The organism is Rhodanobacter sp. GW835-FHT13D09, from assembly GCF_058793995.1.
On record NZ_JBXAGL010000002.1, the window covers coordinates 120,876 to 135,876 of the forward strand.

Annotated in this window: 17 protein-coding genes, 1 tRNA gene and 1 other RNA gene; 6 read left to right on the forward strand and 13 right to left on the reverse strand. The window is 68.4% G+C overall.

What is annotated here, in order from left to right; all coding sequences use genetic code 11:
- Nucleotides 1-236: 236 nt before the first annotated feature.
- The 4 genes from rplM (at nt 237) to AC1Q5A_RS03370 (ending at nt 3,367) form a co-directional block, all read left to right on the forward strand.
- Nucleotides 237-665, forward strand: coding sequence for a 50S ribosomal protein L13 (gene rplM, locus AC1Q5A_RS03355; protein ID WP_492698308.1), 429 nt, complete (start codon nt 237-239; stop codon nt 663-665).
- Between the two features lie 65 nt (nt 666-730).
- Nucleotides 731-1,123: a 30S ribosomal protein S9 gene (gene rpsI, locus AC1Q5A_RS03360; RefSeq protein WP_492698310.1), complete on the forward strand. Its 393-nt coding sequence runs from the start codon at nt 731-733 to the stop codon at nt 1,121-1,123.
- A gap of 12 nt (nt 1,124-1,135) precedes the next feature.
- Nucleotides 1,136-1,210, forward strand: a tRNA-Gln gene (locus AC1Q5A_RS03365).
- A gap of 210 nt (nt 1,211-1,420) precedes the next feature.
- Nucleotides 1,421-3,367 carry a chloride channel protein gene (locus AC1Q5A_RS03370; RefSeq protein ID WP_492698312.1) on the forward strand — a complete coding sequence of 649 codons (1,947 nt, stop codon included), beginning with the start codon at nt 1,421-1,423 and terminating at the stop codon, nt 3,365-3,367.
- 33 nt (nt 3,368-3,400) lie between these two features.
- On the opposite strand, the gene rpiA is transcribed toward AC1Q5A_RS03370, so the two are convergent.
- The 6 genes from rpiA to AC1Q5A_RS03400 form a co-directional block, all read right to left on the reverse strand.
- Nucleotides 3,401-4,042 (reverse strand): ribose-5-phosphate isomerase RpiA, encoded by a 642-nt coding sequence (rpiA, locus tag AC1Q5A_RS03375; protein ID WP_492698314.1) that lies wholly within the window; start codon nt 4,040-4,042, stop codon nt 3,401-3,403.
- Nucleotides 4,043-4,076: 34 nt separating this feature from the next.
- Complete coding sequence (locus AC1Q5A_RS03380) at nt 4,077-4,514, reverse strand: EVE domain-containing protein (protein ID WP_492699043.1); 438 nt, start codon at nt 4,512-4,514, stop codon at nt 4,077-4,079.
- A gap of 11 nt (nt 4,515-4,525) precedes the next feature.
- Nucleotides 4,526-5,146, reverse strand: coding sequence for a 5-formyltetrahydrofolate cyclo-ligase (locus AC1Q5A_RS03385; RefSeq protein ID WP_492698316.1), 621 nt, complete (start codon nt 5,144-5,146; stop codon nt 4,526-4,528).
- A gap of 67 nt (nt 5,147-5,213) precedes the next feature.
- A non-coding RNA gene (gene ssrS, locus AC1Q5A_RS03390) (6S RNA) lies at nt 5,214-5,400 on the reverse strand.
- Between the two features lie 75 nt (nt 5,401-5,475).
- Nucleotides 5,476-5,784 (reverse strand): cell division protein ZapA, encoded by a 309-nt coding sequence (locus tag AC1Q5A_RS03395; RefSeq protein WP_114343540.1) that lies wholly within the window; start codon nt 5,782-5,784, stop codon nt 5,476-5,478.
- A gap of 8 nt (nt 5,785-5,792) precedes the next feature.
- A complete protein-coding gene (locus AC1Q5A_RS03400; RefSeq protein ID WP_492698318.1) occupies nt 5,793-6,032 on the reverse strand; it encodes a TIGR02449 family protein in 240 nt (79 codons plus the stop codon).
- A gap of 96 nt (nt 6,033-6,128) precedes the next feature.
- On the opposite strand from AC1Q5A_RS03400, the gene AC1Q5A_RS03405 reads away from it, so the two are divergent.
- Together AC1Q5A_RS03405 and AC1Q5A_RS03410 are read left to right on the forward strand one after the other, a co-directional pair.
- Nucleotides 6,129-6,692 carry a UPF0149 family protein gene (locus tag AC1Q5A_RS03405; protein WP_492698319.1) on the forward strand — a complete coding sequence of 188 codons (564 nt, stop codon included), beginning with the start codon at nt 6,129-6,131 and terminating at the stop codon, nt 6,690-6,692.
- Nucleotides 6,689-8,029, forward strand: coding sequence for an aminopeptidase P N-terminal domain-containing protein (locus AC1Q5A_RS03410; RefSeq protein WP_492698321.1), 1,341 nt, complete (start codon nt 6,689-6,691; stop codon nt 8,027-8,029). Before AC1Q5A_RS03405 ends, AC1Q5A_RS03410 begins: the two co-directional genes overlap by 4 nt.
- Before the next feature lie 27 nt (nt 8,030-8,056).
- Here AC1Q5A_RS03410 and cydX read toward each other — a convergent pair whose 3' ends face one another.
- The 7 genes from cydX to rdgB form a co-directional block, all read right to left on the reverse strand.
- Complete coding sequence (gene cydX / locus AC1Q5A_RS03415) at nt 8,057-8,197, reverse strand: cytochrome bd-I oxidase subunit CydX (protein WP_114343546.1); 141 nt, start codon at nt 8,195-8,197, stop codon at nt 8,057-8,059.
- Between the two features lie 15 nt (nt 8,198-8,212).
- On the reverse strand, nt 8,213-9,343 hold the full coding sequence (cydB, locus tag AC1Q5A_RS03420) for a cytochrome d ubiquinol oxidase subunit II (RefSeq protein WP_492698323.1): 1,131 nt from the start codon (nt 9,341-9,343) through the stop codon (nt 8,213-8,215).
- A gap of 10 nt (nt 9,344-9,353) precedes the next feature.
- Entirely contained in the window at nt 9,354-10,925 is a 1,572-nt protein-coding gene (locus AC1Q5A_RS03425) for a cytochrome ubiquinol oxidase subunit I (RefSeq protein ID WP_492698325.1), read from the reverse strand.
- Nucleotides 10,922-11,152 carry a cytochrome oxidase putative small subunit CydP gene (gene cydP, locus AC1Q5A_RS03430; RefSeq protein ID WP_492698327.1) on the reverse strand — a complete coding sequence of 77 codons (231 nt, stop codon included), beginning with the start codon at nt 11,150-11,152 and terminating at the stop codon, nt 10,922-10,924. The genes AC1Q5A_RS03425 and cydP overlap by 4 nt, the downstream gene beginning before the upstream one ends.
- A gap of 210 nt (nt 11,153-11,362) precedes the next feature.
- A complete protein-coding gene (gene pepQ / locus AC1Q5A_RS03435) occupies nt 11,363-12,679 on the reverse strand; it encodes a Xaa-Pro dipeptidase (RefSeq protein ID WP_492698329.1) in 1,317 nt (438 codons plus the stop codon).
- Nucleotides 12,680-13,164: 485 nt separating this feature from the next.
- Nucleotides 13,165-14,346, reverse strand: a complete 1,182-nt coding sequence (hemW, locus tag AC1Q5A_RS03440; protein ID WP_492698330.1) for a radical SAM family heme chaperone HemW — start codon at nt 14,344-14,346, stop codon at nt 13,165-13,167.
- Entirely contained in the window at nt 14,343-14,945 is a 603-nt protein-coding gene (gene rdgB, locus AC1Q5A_RS03445; protein ID WP_492698332.1) for an RdgB/HAM1 family non-canonical purine NTP pyrophosphatase, read from the reverse strand. The genes hemW and rdgB overlap by 4 nt, the downstream gene beginning before the upstream one ends.
- Nucleotides 14,946-15,001 lie beyond the last annotated feature (56 nt).

Sequence of the window (15,001 nt, forward strand, 5' to 3'; positions counted from 1 at the left end):
TTGGACGACAACAGCGCCTGCAGTGCCAGCGTGACCGGTTGCTGCAGTGCGCCCGCGCGTGTGGGGGGCTTTCCAAGCGGCAGGGTGGTCATGCTATCATTGCCAGCTCACAGCTCGCCGGCGGCGGGCTTGCGCCGTGGATGACGGCTCCGCTATCATCTCGCGCCTTTGTTCCACCGAAGCATGCTTTCCTGAATCATGCGTACCGCCTCACGGCGGCAGACAGGTATTCTGAAATGAAAACGTTTAGCGCCAATGCCGACAACGTCAAGCGCGACTGGTTCGTGGTCGATGCCACGAACAAGACGCTCGGTCGCCTGTCGACCGAAATCGCCAGTCGTCTGCGCGGCAAGCACAAGCCGGAATACACCCCGCACTGCGACACCGGCGATTATATCGTGGTGATCAATGCGCAGAAGGTGGCCGTCACCGGTGCCAAGCTGGACGACAAGATGTACCACCGCTTCACCGGCTACGTCGGCAACCTGAAGACCACCAGCCTGAAGGACCTGCTGGCCACCTACCCGGAGCGCGTGATCGAGATCGCCGTCAAGGGCATGCTGCCGAAGAACCCGCTGGGCCGCGAGATGTACCGCAAGCTCAAGGTCTATGGTGGTGCCGAGCATCCGCATACCGCACAGCAGCCACAGGCGCTGGATGTTTAATGCGCAGTCCCTGCGCATGAAAGCGGCCATCCGTGGCCGCATTTTTCAATAAATCGAGCAACATCATGACGATCCAGCAGAATTATGGCACCGGCCGCCGCAAGACCTCCGCCGCTCGCGTGTTCCTGCGCAAGGGCAAGGGCGAAATCGTGGTCAACGGCAAGTCGCTTGAGCAGTTCTTCGGCCGCGAGACCTCGTGCATGATCGTGCGCCAGCCGCTCGAACTGACCCAGAGCACCGACAAGTTCGACATCAAGGTGACGGTCGCTGGCGGCGGCATCACTGGTCAGGCCGGCGCGATCCGCCTGGGCATCGCCCGCGCGCTGATCGAGTACGACGAAAGCCTGAAGTCGTCGCTGCGCAAGGCCGGCTTCGTGACCCGCGACGCCCGCGAGGTCGAGCGCAAGAAGGTCGGTCTGCACAAGGCACGTCGCGCCACGCAGTTCTCGAAGCGCTAAACTGAGCTTCCTAGCCCCGTCGCCAAGCGGTAAGGCACCTGACTCTGACTCAGGCATTCGGTGGTTCGAATCCATCCGGGGCTGCCAATCCAGATGCCGATACCCGCCGCCGCACGCGGGGGTTCGGCCAAAAAGCCCGCCTCACGGCGGGTTTTTTTCGTGTGGGCGGCTCGACGCGCGGCGGTCCCGTCGTCCGGTGATATCGCAGGATGTTTCGATCCAATTCATGGGCTTCCATCCTTCGGTTCTGCACCGCAGCAGAGTAGAATTCCCGCTTTTGAGCCCGCGGGCGGATTCATGACTACGGCAAGCGAAAACGACCCGGGCCGTCCGGCCGTACGAACCGAGGGCAGCACCGACGCGCTGCCGCTGTCTCCCGCACTGGGCTCCACGCTCGACGCGGCCAAGATGCCGCGGCGCTCCACCCTGGTGGACCGCCGCGTGCTGCGTATCACCGCAGTCTCCATACTGCTGGGTGTGGGTGCCGCGCTGATCGCGAAAGTGCTGACGATGCTGATCGGCCTGATCACCAACCTGGTGTTCTATGGCCGTGCCTCGGCCGCGTTCTCTTCGCCAGCCGATGCGGTGCCGCACCTGGGCTGGTGGGTGGTGCTGATTCCCGCCGCCGGCGGCGTGATCGTGGGCTTCATGGCGCGCTGGGGGTCGCGCGCGATCCGCGGCCATGGCATCCCCGAGGCGATGGAGCAGGTGCTGCTCAACGAATCGAAGATCCCTCCGCGCATCACCCTGCTGAAGCCGATCTCTTCGGCGATCGCCATCGGCACCGGCGGCCCGTTCGGCGCGGAAGGCCCGATCATCGCCACCGGTGGCGCGCTGGGCTCGTTCGTGGGCCAGATCCTCAACGTTACTGGCAGCGAGCGCAAGGTATTGCTGGCGGCCGGTGCCGCGGCCGGCATGACGGCGATCTTCTCCGCGCCGATCGCCTCGGTGGTGCTGGCGGTGGAGCTGCTGCTGTTCGAACTGCGCCCGCGCTCGCTGATCCCGGTAGCGCTGGCCTGCGTGACCGCCACCGGCGTGCGCTACGTACTGATGGGCACCACGCCGGTATTCGCGATGCCGGTGCTGGCCGCGCCCGGCGGCGTGGCGCTGGCCGCCTACGTGCTGGTCGGCGCACTGGTCGGCCTGGTCAGCGTGTGGGTCACGCGCATCGTCTACGCCATCGAGGACTGGTTCGAGAAGCTGCCGATCCACTGGATGTGGTGGCCGGCGATCGGCGGCGTGGTGGTGGGCGTGGTGGGCTACTTTGCGCCACTGACCCTGGGCGTGGGCTACACCAACATCGAGGACATCGTGAACGGCCGGCTGACGCTGGCGGCGCTGGCCTTCCTGTGCGTGATGAAGTTCCTGTCCTGGTCGATCGCGCTGGGCAGCGGCACCTCCGGCGGCACGCTGGCGCCGCTGTTCACCATCGGCGGCGCGCTGGGCGCGATGATGGGCATCGGCGTGGCTGCGCTGGCGCCGCACTTCGGCGTGGATCCGCGCATCGCCGCGCTGGTGGGCATGGCGGCGATCTTCGCCGGCGCCTCGCGCGCACTGCTCACCGCGGTGGTGTTCGCGTTCGAGACCACCGGCCAGCCGGTGGGCCTGCTGCCGCTGCTCGGCGGCTGCACCGCGGCCTACCTGATCTCGGCGCTGATGATGCGCAACACCATCATGACCGAGAAGATCGCGCGCCGCGGCGTGCGGGTGCCCGCCGAGTACGCGGCGGATTACCTCGAACAGGTGGCGGTGGGCGACGTGTGCTCGCGCGAGGTGGTGTCGCTCAGGGCCAGCCAGACTCTGGCCGAAGTGCGCCCCTGGCTCAACGACGGCGCGCCGGAGACGCGCCACCAGGGCTTCCCGGTGGTGGACGGGGCCGGCCGGGTGTATGGCGTGCTGACCCGGCGCACCCTGCTCGATCCGCAGTGGCACTACACCCAGACCCTGGGCGAGCTGGTGACGCGCGAGCCCATCGCGGTGAACGAGAGCCACTCGCTGCGCGAGGCGGCCGACCACATGGTGGCAGAGAAAGTGGGCCGGCTGGTCGTGGTGGGCAAGGATGACCCGCGCAAGCTGGTGGGCATCCTCACCCGCGGCGACATCCTCGCCGCGCATGCGAGGCGCCTGCGCGAGGCGCGCGAGCCTTCGCGCCATCTGCGCTTCCGCGACGGCCTGAAGCCCCGGCCGTCCCCCGACAATCTGATGGAAGGCTACGGGCACGCCCGCGGCTCGAAGAAGCCCTGACGCGGCGGCCCGCTGCGCCGGGCCGCCCACGCCTCACATCTCGCGGTCGCCGATCAGCACCACGTCCGCTGGCCGCCGCGCGAACAGGCCGACGGTGACGATGCCGGGCAGCTGGTTCAGCTCGCCTTCCAGCGCGGCCGGGTCGACGATCTGCCAGCCGTGCACGTCGATGATCCAGTTGCCGTTGTCGGTGACCACGCCGTCGCGCCACACCGGGTGGCCGCCGCGCTTGACGATCTCGCGGCCGATCAGGCTGCGCGCCATCGGGATCACCTCGATCGGTACCGGGAACTTGCCGAGCAAGTCGACCCGCTTGCTGGAGTCGATGATGCAGACGAACTTCCCGCTGGCTGCCGCCACGATCTTCTCGCGGGTCAGCGCGGCGCCGCCGCCCTTGATCAGGCGCTTGTACGGATCGCATTCGTCGGCGCCGTCGACGTAGAGCGTCAACGGGCCGGTGGCGTTGAGGTCGAGTACCGGGATGCCCAGCTTCTTCAGCTGCGCGGTGGACTGTTCCGAGCTGGACACCGCGCCCTGGATCCGCTGCTTCAGGTCGGCCAGCGCGTCGATGAAGAACGCCACGGTGGAGCCGGTGCCGACGCCGACGATGGCGTCGTCCTCGACGTAGCGGATCGCGGCCTCGCCGGCCTGGCGTTTTTCGCTTGCGTTGCTCATGAATGGGTTCCGGTGGAAGAGGATTGGACGGCGCTCATTCCAGCGCCAGGATGTGTTTCCAGTGGGCGGCGTCGACCGGCATCACCGACAGCCGGTTGCCCTTGCGCAGCAGCGGCATGTCGGCGAGGGCAGGGTCGTTCTTCAGTTCGTCCAGGCTGATCGTGCGCTTGAGCTTCTTCGCGAACTTCACGTCCACCAGCATCCAGCGCGGGTTGTCGCGCGAGCTGCCGGGGTCGAAGTACCTGCTCTTCGGGTCGAACTGGCTGGGGTCGGGGTACGCGTCCGTGGCCACTTCAGCGACGCCGACGATGCCGGGCACGGCGCAGTTGGAGTGGTAGAAGAACACCTTGTCGCCGGGGCGCATGCCGTCGCGCATGAAGTTGCGCGCCTGATAGTTGCGCACGCCGTCCCAGGCTTCGCGTTTTTTCCGCTTCAGGTCGTCGATCGAGAATGCATCGGGTTCGGACTTCATCAGCCAGTGGTTCACGCGGCAGTCTCCGGATGGGGGGCGGGCGCGTGGCAGTCGATCAGTTCACGCTCGGTGGCGACGAAGTCGAGCGGGACGTCCCAGTCCTCCTCGCCGACCTCGGGCAATTCCTGGAACGCGTAACCGATGCCGACCAGCAACGGCTCGGTCGGGCGCACCTGCTCGTTGAGGAAGGCGAAGCTGCGGTCGTAATAGCCGCCGCCGTGGCCGAGGCGGTTGCCGCGGCGGTCGAAACCCAGCAGCGGCACCAGCACCAGGTCGAGCTGGAACGGCTCCAGCAGTTCGGCCGGCGCGACCGGCTCGGGGATGCCGTAGCGGTTCGGCTGCACCGCGTCACCGGACTGCCAGGGCGCGAAGCGCAGTTGCCTGTCCGCGCCGAGCACCGGCAGCAGGAACTGCTGGCCGCGGCTGGCCAGCGGGGCGATCGCGAGGTTCAGCGGCAGCTCGCCGTGGCTGGCCCAGTAGCCGGCCACGCGCGCGTCGGTGAGGTATTCGGGGAGTTGTTCGAGGCTGCGGCGCAGGCCCTGCGCGGCGGCGATGCGCCCGGTCGGCGGCAGGGCGCGGCGCTGGTCGGCCAGGCGTTGGCGAAGCTCGCGTCGTCGGGCGAGGGCGTCCACGTTTCGCGCAGCTCCGTCGTGGTGCGCCCCGTCCGTCGCGTGACGAACGGGGCGGCGGGAAGAGGTGGCGTCAACCGCGATGCCGCTGCCCACCAAACGACCTTGATCCACGATGGATCAGGTGGGAGGGCTACATGGCCTCAAGGCTTTCCGCACGTGGCGGACATGCACAACAGCCGATGTGAAGCCGACCCGGGGCCGTATTTAGGAACAAGGCAAATGTAAGAGTGTGCTGGCGCACATCGCAGAAAACGCCGTGGACGATTTTAGGCGCTTGCTGCGGAATGTGCCACTGCCGACGCCAACCGGGGTTCATGTGGGCGCAGCGGTCAGCGTCGGGTCGGCTCACCGTCGAGTGCGGCATCAAGCTTGCTTCGCAGCGCGGCGAGGCCGTCGCTGAGGCGACGCTCCTGGTTGTCGTGCTCCTTGCGCAGGCTCAGGAATTCGTGCGCCACGCTGATTGCGGTGAGCACCGCCAGCCGTTCGAAACTCGGCGCCTTCGCGTTCGCGCGCAGCTCGCGCATCTTGCGGTCGAGGAAGCCGGCCGCTTCGAGCAGCCCTTCGCGCTCTTCCGGCGCGCAGGCGATCAGGAATTCTCGGTCGATCAGTCGCAGCGCGACCGGTTCACTGCTGGACATGGTTTCTATCAGCCGTTGCTTTCAAGCGATTTGAGCCGCTGGATCATCGCCTCGACGCGGCTGCGTGCCTGTTCGTTGCGTGCCAGCAGGCCGGCGCGTTCGCCGGACAACTGTTCCTGGCTCTGGCGCAGGCTGCGATTTTCCTCGGTGAGAAGACGCACCATGGCGAGCAGCCGGTCAAGCTGCTGCGCCAGGACGGCCAACTCTTGATGGACCGGATCGGTCCGGACGGACTCGGGCGTGCTCATGCCCAAAACTATAACAGGACGCCGGCGGAAATCAGCCGGGTCGGTGACGGGTCGCGCTGCATTAAACTGGCGGCCATTTCCTGACGGAGCAAGGCCATGACGGCACCGGGGCTGGTAGGCCACGACGACATCGACGTGCTGGTCGGGCGCCTGCGCCTGGGCACCACGGCCAGCGAACTGCATGGCTCGTTGTGCGGCTACCTGGCCGGTGGCGGCTCGCTGCGCGGTACCTCGGTATTGGCTGCGCTGCAGCTCGATGGCGAGGCGACCGATGTCGGCACGGACGATCTGGCCCTGCTCGACCGGCTGGCGCGGCAGAGCGAAACCGAGCTGATCGACCCCGAGCTGGGCTTCGAGCCCTTGCTGCCGGAGGACGACCGCCCGCTGGCCGAACGCGCCGAGGCGATGGTCGACTGGTGCCGCGGGTTCCTCGGCGGTTTCGGCCTGGCCGGCACCGCGGCGCACGCGCAGCTGTCGGACGAGGCGCAGGAAGTGTTGCGCGACCTCGGCACGGTCGCCGGATCGTCGTTCGATTTCGGCGATGAGGAAGAGGATGAGGATGCGCTGGTCGAGGTGCAGGAGTTCGTGCGCGTCGCCGCGATGCTGCTCTACACCGAATGCGCGGCAGCCGACCCGTCCGCCAGCGGCAGCGTGCATTGATCCCCCAGGCCTCGAAGCTGGCCGCGCTGGCGATTGGCCCGGATGAGTTTGCGCGGCGCCGCCGCCAGTTGATGCAGATGGCCGGCGAGGACGCGGTGGTGCTGGTTGCCGCCGCCCCCGAACGTATGCGCAACGCCGACGCGGCGTGGCCGTACCGGCAGGATTCGGACTTCCATTACCTGGCCGGCTTTCCCGAAGCCGACGCGGTGCTGGCGCTGCTGCCGGGACGTCGGCACGGCGAGACGGTGCTGTTCTGCCGCGAGCATGATCCTGCGCGTGAGCGCTGGCACGGCCCGTCGATCGGCACCGAGCAGGCCGTGGCCGGCTACGGCATGGACGATGCCTTCCCGATCGAGGACATCGACGACATCCTGCCCGGCATGATCGAGGGCCGCGGCCGCGTGTATTGCCACTTTGGCCGCGAGCCGGATTTCGACGCACGCCTGCTCGGCTGGATGCGCCGATTGCGCCAGCTGCGCGGAGGCGGCGTGGTGCCGAAGGAGTTCGTGGCGCTCGGCCACCTGCTGCACGACCTGCGCCTGTACAAGTCGCGCGCCGAGCTGAAGCTGATGCGCGCTTCGGCCGCGATCGCGGCCGAAGCGCACCTGGCCGCCATGCGGTTCGCCACGCCGGACCGCCACGAGTACGAGGTGGAGGCCGAGCTGCTGCGGGTGGTGCGCAGCCGTGGCGCGGTGTCGGCGTTCCCGCCGATCGTTGCCGGCGGGGCGAACGCCTGCGTGATGCACTACCAGAGCAACCGCGCCGCGCTGCGCCATGGCGAGCTGCTGCTGATCGATGCAGGCGCCGAACTGGACTGCTACGCGTCCGACATCAGCCGCACGTTCCCGGTCAACGGCCGCTACAGCCGTGAGCAGCGCGCACTGTACGAAGTGGTGTTGGGCGCGCAGCTGGCGGCGATCGACGAGGTGCGGCCGGGCCGGCCGTTCGGTGCCGCGCATGCGGCGGCGGTGCGCGTACTGGCCGAAGGCCTGTGCGAGCTGGGTCTGCTCAAGGGCGGTGCCGACACGGCGATCGCCGACGGCAGCTACCAGCGCTATTTTCCCGCCAAGACCGGGCACTGGCTGGGGCTGGACGTGCACGACGTCGGCGACTACCGGGTCGACGGCGAGTCGCGCCTGCTGGAGCCGGACATGGTGCTGACCGTGGAGCCGGGCCTGTACGTGCCGCCGGACGACCGCTCGGTGGCCGAGCGCTGGCGCGGTATCGGCATCCGCATCGAAGACGACGTGGCGGTGACCCGCGACGGCAACGAGGTGCTGACCGCCGCGGTGCCGAAGGAGGCCGAGGCGATCGAGGCGTTGCTGGCGGCGCGTTAGCGATGCGCTGGATGGATCAGGGCATCCCTAGGTCAATTCGTCCGGCAATTCGGAATCCTCGCGCAGGCGGTTCGCCTCGTCGGTGGCGTGCACCTCGTACCACATCGCATTGAGGATCGCGAAGGCGCAGGCCAGGCCCAGCCCGAGGATCCAGGAGAAATACCACATCGGTCCGCACTCCTTTCAATAACCGCTGTGCGCCTTGCGCACCCGATCCAGCGTGACCCGCCCGCGCATCACCCGGTACACCCAGCCGGTGTAGAGAATGACGACCGGCAGCAATACGGCCGTGACCACCAGCATCAGTTGCAGCGTGCCGCGGCTCGACGAGGCGTCCCACACGGTGAGGCTGGAACGCGGATCGAGGCTGGACGGCAGCAGGAACGGAAACAGCGCGAAGCCGGCCGAGGCGATCGTGCCGCCGACCATCAGGCTGCTGGCGATGAAGCCGGTCACGTTGCGCCGGCCGACCAGCGCCTGCACGCCGACCGCCGCGGCCAGCGCCAGCAGCGGTGCTGCCCAGAACCACGGATAGCGCATGTAGCCGGCGAACCAGCTGCCACCCACTGCGACCTGCTTGTACAGCGGGTTGGAAACGCCCCCGGTCGCCGCCGGGCCGACGATCGCGTAGCCGGGAGTGCCCCAGGCCAGCCACACGCCGGCCAGCACGTACAGCACGGCGAAGACCAGCGTTGCCCAGCGTGCGGTCGCCACCGCCCGTGCGGCGATCGCATGATCGGCCTTCAGCGCGGCAAAGCACGCGCCGTGCGCCAGCAGCATGCCCAGCGAGACCAGCCCGCACAGCAACGCGAACGGATGCAGCAGATCGAGGAAGCCGCCGTGCCAGCTCATGCGCAGATCATCGTCGAAGCGGAACGGCAGGCCGAGGAACAGGTTGCCGTACGCGATGCCGGCGACCAGCATCACCGCCAGCCCGGAGCCGGTGAGGATCCAGTCCCACAGCGAGGCCCAGCGCGGGTCGTGGATCTTGCCGCGGAAGTTGAAGCCGACCGGGCGCAGGATCAGCGCCAGCAGCACCAGCGCGATCGCCAGGTACATGCCGGAGAACGCCACCGCGTAGAGCATCGGCCACGCCGCGAAGGTGGCGCCGGCAGCCAGGATGAACCACACCTGGTTGCCCTCCCAGGTCGGCTCGATCCCTTCCAGCAACACCTGTCGTTCCTCGTTGTCGCGGCCCAGCACCTTCAGCAGGCCGGCGACGCCGAAGTCGAAGCCGTCCATGATCGCGAAACCGATCAGCAGCGTGCCCAGCAAGGCCCACCAGATCACCCGCAACGTGGCGTAGTCGAGCATGGCGGTTTCCTCAGGGCCGGTCGGAGCGGATGGCGGTGATCGCCGGCGGCCAGATGCCCAGCCCGTCCGGCCCCTTGCGCGCGAACTTCAGCATCAGCACCACGTCGACCACCGCCAGCGCGGTGTAGAACAGCACGAAGCCGCCGAGCGAGGTGAGGATCTGGCCCGAGCTCACCGCCGACACGCCCAGTGCGGTGGGCAACACGCCCTCGATCGCCCACGGCTGGCGGCCGTACTCGGCCACGATCCAGCCCAGTTCGATGGCGATCCACGGCAGCGGCAGGCTCCACAGCGCCAGACGCAGGTACCAGCGCCGGCTGTCCAGCGTGCGCGTGCTGGCCTTCCAGAACGAGAACGCGAACAGCGCGATGAAATAGAAGCCGCAGGCGACCATGATGCGGAACGCCCAGAACAGCACCGGCACGTTCGGGATGGTGCTGTCGGCGGCCTGCTGGATGTCCGCCGGCGTGGCCCGGCGGGGGTCGTCCACGTATTTCTTCAGCAGCAGCGCGTAGCCGAGGTCCTTGTCGTGCGCGGCGAGCGTCGCCTTCGCCTGTGCGTCGTCCTTGTTCTGGCGCAGCATCAGCATCGCGTCGTAGGCCTGGATGCCGTTGCCGATCCGTCCCTTCGCATCGTCCACCAGTTCGTTGATGCCGGGCATCGTCCGATCGAGCGAGCGGGTGCCGATCAGCCCCATCACCCACGGGATCTTCAGCGCGTAATGGGTGGTGCGCTGCTCTACGTCGGGCAGGCCGAACAGGGTGAACGAGGCCGGCGCCGGCTCGGTCTCCCACATCGCCTCGATCGAGGCCATCTTCATCTTCTGGTTCAGCGACACGCCGTAGCCGGACTCGTCGCCCAGCACCACCACCGACAGCGCCGCCGCCAGCCCGAAGCTGGCCGCCACCGTCATCGAGCGCCTGGCGAAATCGACGTTGCGCCCGCGCAGCAGGTACCACGCGCTGATCGACAGCACGAACATCGAGCCCAGCACGTAGCCGGCGCTCACCGTGTGCACGAATTTCTCCTGCGCCACCGGGTTGAAGAACACCTCGGAGAACGAGGTGACTTCCATGCGCATCGTGTCCGGATTGAACGCGGAGCCGACCGGATGCTGCATCCACGCGTTCGCAATCAGGATCCACAGCGCCGACAGGCTGGTGCCAAGCGCCAGGAACCAGGTCACCAGCAGGTGCTTGATCCGCGAGATGCGATCCCAGCCCACGAAGAACACGCCGATCAGGGTGGCTTCGAGGAAGAACGCCATCAGCCCCTCGATCGCCAGCGGCGCGCCGAAGATGTCGCCCACGTAGTGCGAGTAGTACGCCCAGTTCATGCCGAACTGGAACTCCATCGTCACCCCGGTGGCCACGCCCATGGCGAAGTTGATGCCGAACAGCACGCCCCAGAACTGCACCATGCGCTTCCACACCTCGCGCCCGGTCATCACGTACACGCTTTCCATGATGGCCAGGATCCACACCAGCCCCAGCGTCAGCGGCACGAACAGGAAGTGGTACAGCGCGGTCAGCGCGAACTGCAGGCGCGACAGCGTGACGACCTCGGCGTCGATCAGGATCATGGCTGGGCTTCGGTCGGGGTTTGCGACGTGGGGGCCAGTCGGTGCGCAATCGCATCCGGGCTGGCGTCGGGCTTCGGCTGCGGCGCGAATACCACCCACCAGATCAGCGTGAGCGCCGCGATCTTCAGCGCGACGATGCCGAACAACTCGAGTGTCAGCCGCCGCAGCGGGCGTGGCGGCGTGCGAAGGCTTTCGGGCGGAACGCTGGAAACCGTGGGACTGGACATGCGACGAATCCGTGCATTACCTGCCCGCCAGCATACGCCGCGCGGATGTAGGCGCGGTGTGGACGGATGTCGCAGCAGGAGGCCCGGCATCCCCGAATCACTCTTTCATGGTGCGGTCGGATCGCGAGCGTGGAGCTTTCACCCTCCTTGCGGAGGGCGAAAGCTCTTTAACGCTCTGGAAAAAAAGAAGAAGCGAGGAGCTGGTCCGGCTCAAGCGGAAGCGAACGCGTCCCGCGTGAGGTTCTCCGGCGCGCCGTCGGTGCAGACCACGTCGTCCTCGATGCGGATGCCACCGTACTGGCGGAACGCGTCCACCTTTGCCCAGTCGATGTCGGTCGCGACCGGCTTGTCGCGCAGTTCGGCCAGCAGCATGTCGATGAAGTACAGGCCGGGCTCGATCGTCACCGCCATGCCCGCTTCCAGCACGCGGGTCATGCGCAGGTAGGGGTGGCCGTCCGGGCGCGCGATGCTGCCGCCGCGCTCGCTCTGCTGGAAGCCGGCGACGTCGTGCACCTGCAGGCCGATCGGATGGCCCAGGCCGTGCGGGAAGAACGCGCTGCTGACGCCGGACTCGACCGCGCTTTCCGCGCTCATGCGGATGAAGCCGTGCTCGCGCAGTACGCCGGCCAGCACTTGATGGGAGTGGATGTGCAGCTCGGGGTAGCTCTGCCCGGCGCGCACTTTCGCCACGAAGCCCCGCTGGGCGGCGTCGACGCTGTCGATCAGTGCCTGGAATTCGGCCGCATGCGGCGCGGCGTAGGTGCGGGTGATGTCGCTGGCGTAGCCGGCAGCGCTGGCGCCGGCGTCGATCAGGAACGAGTGGCTGTGCGCCGGCGGCGTGCGGTCGAAGTGCGTGTAATGCAGCACCGCACCGTGCTCGTTCAGGGCCACGATGCTGGCATAGGGCAGCTCGGCGTCGATCTGCTTCGCCGCGGCGAGGTAGGCCAGGTGGATGCCGAACTCGCCCTCGCCGGCGCGGAACGCGGCCGCGGCGGCGCGGTGCGCGCGCGCGCCGACGCGGCTGGCTTCGCGCATCTGTTCGAGTTCGTACGGCGTCTTGTAGCTGCGATGCCAGTGCAGATGGTCGAGCACGGCCGGCGGATTGTTCGCCTCCAGGCCATCGGTGGCGGGGCAGGCGGCGGCGATCACGGCGCGCTTGCCGGCCGGCAGTTGCGCGATCGCCTCCGCCGCGCTGCGCACGATCACGACGTCGAAGTGCTCGACCCAATAGCCGTGCGGCGCTTCCGGCACCACGTGCCAGTAGTCGCGTGGCTGCACGAACACCAGCCTCGGTTTCGCCCCCGGCGTGTACGCGATCCAGCTGCCAGGCGCGTTGGTCAGCGGCAACCAGTGCTTGAAATGCGGGCTGACCACGAACGGGTAGTCCTGGTCGTCGAGGAACTTGCGCAGCGGCGTACCGGCGGCGACCAGCAGGTGGTCGAAGCCACCCAGCGCGAGCGCCTGGTCGGCGCGTTCGCGCAGGGTGGCCAGGTGGTGCGGATACAGCGAGGCGGCTTGGTCGTGCATGAGGACTCCTCGGCGGCGTGTCGGGGCGCCTGCGTGTGCCGTGGCCGCCACTGGCGGCCTCCGCGCAGGGCCGGTACAGCCCGTGGTGAACTGGGGATGGGAAACGACGCCCATGATGACGTGCGCGCGCGGCGATCGCCAGTGAAGCGCCTGCCGGCGCGGCGCTGGCAAAGCAATTCTGCTGCTCGCCGCCATGCCGGGTACGCTCGGCCAGCGCAAAAAGCTGCTTTTCGAATTCGCTCAGGCAACGGCGCAGCGGTTCCCGCAACCCCTCCATGCAGAGGTGGCAGCTGGCTTCCAGCAGGCGTTGCGCCCGCGCCGGCCAGAGTGCGTTCCTCGTGCGTCCGCCCTGCTGCGACGCAAACGATTGCCGTCGATCCTGCCCGACATCCATGCGTCAACCTGTGAATTCCCCTCGGTGCGGCAAGTCTCTGCCGGTTGCCGTGGCTATGCCATCCGGGTGCCGGGCAGCTGGAGCGCAGCTTTCAGTCCAGAAATGCGCCGATCACGTCGTTGAGGAACCGCTGGCCCAGTGCGGTGGTGTGCAGCCGTTGCGGATCGTCGTGCAGCCAGCCGCGGCGGCGCGCCGTCGCCAGTGCGGTGGCGATCCGTTCCGGCGGCAGGCCGGTGCGTTCGGCAAACGCTGCCATCGGCACGCCGTCGACCAGGCGCAGCGCGTTCAGCATGTACTCGAACGGCAGTTCGCTGGCGCCGACTACGCTGTCGCCGCCGATCCGGGCGGAGCCGCCGGTTGCGTCCATGTAGGCGCGTGGCCCGCGGGTCTTCCAGCGCCGGCGGATTTCGCCGCTGGCCGCGTTGCTGAGCTTGCCGTGCGCGCCGGCGCCGATGCCGAGGTAGTCGCCGAATTGCCAGTAGTTGAGGTTGTGCGCGCAGCGCCGACCTGGTTGCGCATACGCGGAAATCTCGTACTGGCCGTAGCCGGTGGCGGCCAGGCGCGCCTCGCAGGCTTCCTGCATCGCCCAGGCGTCGTCGTCGTCGGGCAGCGGCGGCGGGTTGGCGGCGAACGCGGTGTTCGGCTCCAGCGTCAGCTGGTAGTGCGAGATGTGCGTGGGCGCCAGCGCCACCGCGCGCTCCACGTCGGCCAGTGCGCCGTCCAGGTTTTGCTGCGGCAGCGCGTACATCAGGTCGAGGTTGATGTTGGCGTAGCCGGCGTCCTGCGCCGACTTCACCGCCGCCTCGGCCTCGCTGGCCGAGTGGATGCGGCCGAGCCGGCGCAGCTTGTCGTCGTCGAAGCTCTGCACGCCGAACGAGATGCGGTTGACGCCGGCGGCCAGGTAGCCGTCGAAGCGCCCGTGCTCGACCGTGCCGGGGTTGGTCTCCAGGGTGATCTCGGCGTCATCGGCCAGCGGCAGCCGCTCGCGCACGCCGTCGAGCAGGCGCGCGATCAGTTCCGGCGCGAACAGGCTCGGCGTGCCGCCGCCGAAGAACACGCTGACGACAGGCCGGCTGATGCCCCGGTGGCCCTCCAGCGCCGCGGCGAAGTCCGCGCGGTCGGCGTCGAGGTCGGCCAGCAGGTGGCCGATGTAATCGGCGTACGGCGGCGGCTCGCTGCGCAGCCCATGCGAGTTGAAGTCGCAGTAAGGGCACTTCTTCACGCACCATGGCATGTGCACGTACAGCGACAGCGGCGGCGCGAGCAGGCTCATGCGTTGCGTTCGGCCAGCCTCGCGTGCAGCTGCGCCAGCGCCTGGCCGCGGTGGCTGAGGCGGTTCTTCAGCGCCGGCTCGAGTTCGGCGGCGCTGCGCGACTGGCCGTGCGGCAGGAACAGCGGGTCGTAGCCGAAACCTTGCGCGCCGCGCGGCGCGTCGAGCACGCGGCCGTGCCAGCGGCCTTCGGCGACCAGCGGAGCCGGGTCGTCGGCATCGTGCAGCAGCACCAGCGCGCAGATGAAGAACGCGCCGCGCTGGGCCGGCGGCACGCCGTCCAGCGCGCGCAGCAATTTCGCGTTGTTCGCCGCGCTGTCGCCGTGACCGCCGGCATAGCGCGCCGAATACAGGCCGGGCGCGCCGTGCAGGTGGGCCACGCACAGGCCGGAGTCGTCGGCCAGCGCGGGCAGGCCGCTGGCCCGGGCCGCGTGGCGCGCCTTGAGCAGGGCGTTCTCGACGAAGCTCGCACCGGTTTCCTCGGCGTCCGTGATGCCCAGGCTCGATTGCGTGACCACCTCGAAGCCGCTGCCGGCGAGCAGCGCGCCGAACTCCGCAAGCTTGCCGCGGTTGCTGCTGGCCAGCACGATGCGCCGTGTCATGGACTCACTCCGTACCGCCGCGACGATGGCGTAGGGCGGGCAGTGCCCGCCGCTTT

Coding starts and splice junctions, on each gene's coding strand:
- rplM (WP_492698308.1), top strand. CDS start 237: ATGAAAACGTTTAGCGCCAATGCCGACAACGTCAAGCGCGACTGGTTC.
- rpsI (WP_492698310.1), top strand. CDS start 731: ATGACGATCCAGCAGAATTATGGCACCGGCCGCCGCAAGACCTCCGCC.
- AC1Q5A_RS03370 (WP_492698312.1), top strand. CDS start 1,421: ATGACTACGGCAAGCGAAAACGACCCGGGCCGTCCGGCCGTACGAACC.
- rpiA (WP_492698314.1), bottom strand. CDS start 4,042: ATGAGCAACGCAAGCGAAAAACGCCAGGCCGGCGAGGCCGCGATCCGC.
- AC1Q5A_RS03380 (WP_492699043.1), bottom strand. CDS start 4,514: ATGAAGTCCGAACCCGATGCATTCTCGATCGACGACCTGAAGCGGAAA.
- AC1Q5A_RS03395 (WP_114343540.1), bottom strand. CDS start 5,784: ATGTCCAGCAGTGAACCGGTCGCGCTGCGACTGATCGACCGAGAATTC.
- AC1Q5A_RS03400 (WP_492698318.1), bottom strand. CDS start 6,032: ATGAGCACGCCCGAGTCCGTCCGGACCGATCCGGTCCATCAAGAGTTG.
- AC1Q5A_RS03405 (WP_492698319.1), top strand. CDS start 6,129: ATGACGGCACCGGGGCTGGTAGGCCACGACGACATCGACGTGCTGGTC.
- cydX (WP_114343546.1), bottom strand. CDS start 8,197: ATGTGGTATTTCTCCTGGATCCTCGGGCTGGGCCTGGCCTGCGCCTTC.
- cydB (WP_492698323.1), bottom strand. CDS start 9,343: ATGCTCGACTACGCCACGTTGCGGGTGATCTGGTGGGCCTTGCTGGGC.
- AC1Q5A_RS03425 (WP_492698325.1), bottom strand. CDS start 10,925: ATGATCCTGATCGACGCCGAGGTCGTCACGCTGTCGCGCCTGCAGTTC.
- cydP (WP_492698327.1), bottom strand. CDS start 11,152: ATGTCCAGTCCCACGGTTTCCAGCGTTCCGCCCGAAAGCCTTCGCACG.
- pepQ (WP_492698329.1), bottom strand. CDS start 12,679: ATGCACGACCAAGCCGCCTCGCTGTATCCGCACCACCTGGCCACCCTG.
- hemW (WP_492698330.1), bottom strand. CDS start 14,346: ATGAGCCTGCTCGCGCCGCCGCTGTCGCTGTACGTGCACATGCCATGG.
- rdgB (WP_492698332.1), bottom strand. CDS start 14,945: ATGACACGGCGCATCGTGCTGGCCAGCAGCAACCGCGGCAAGCTTGCG.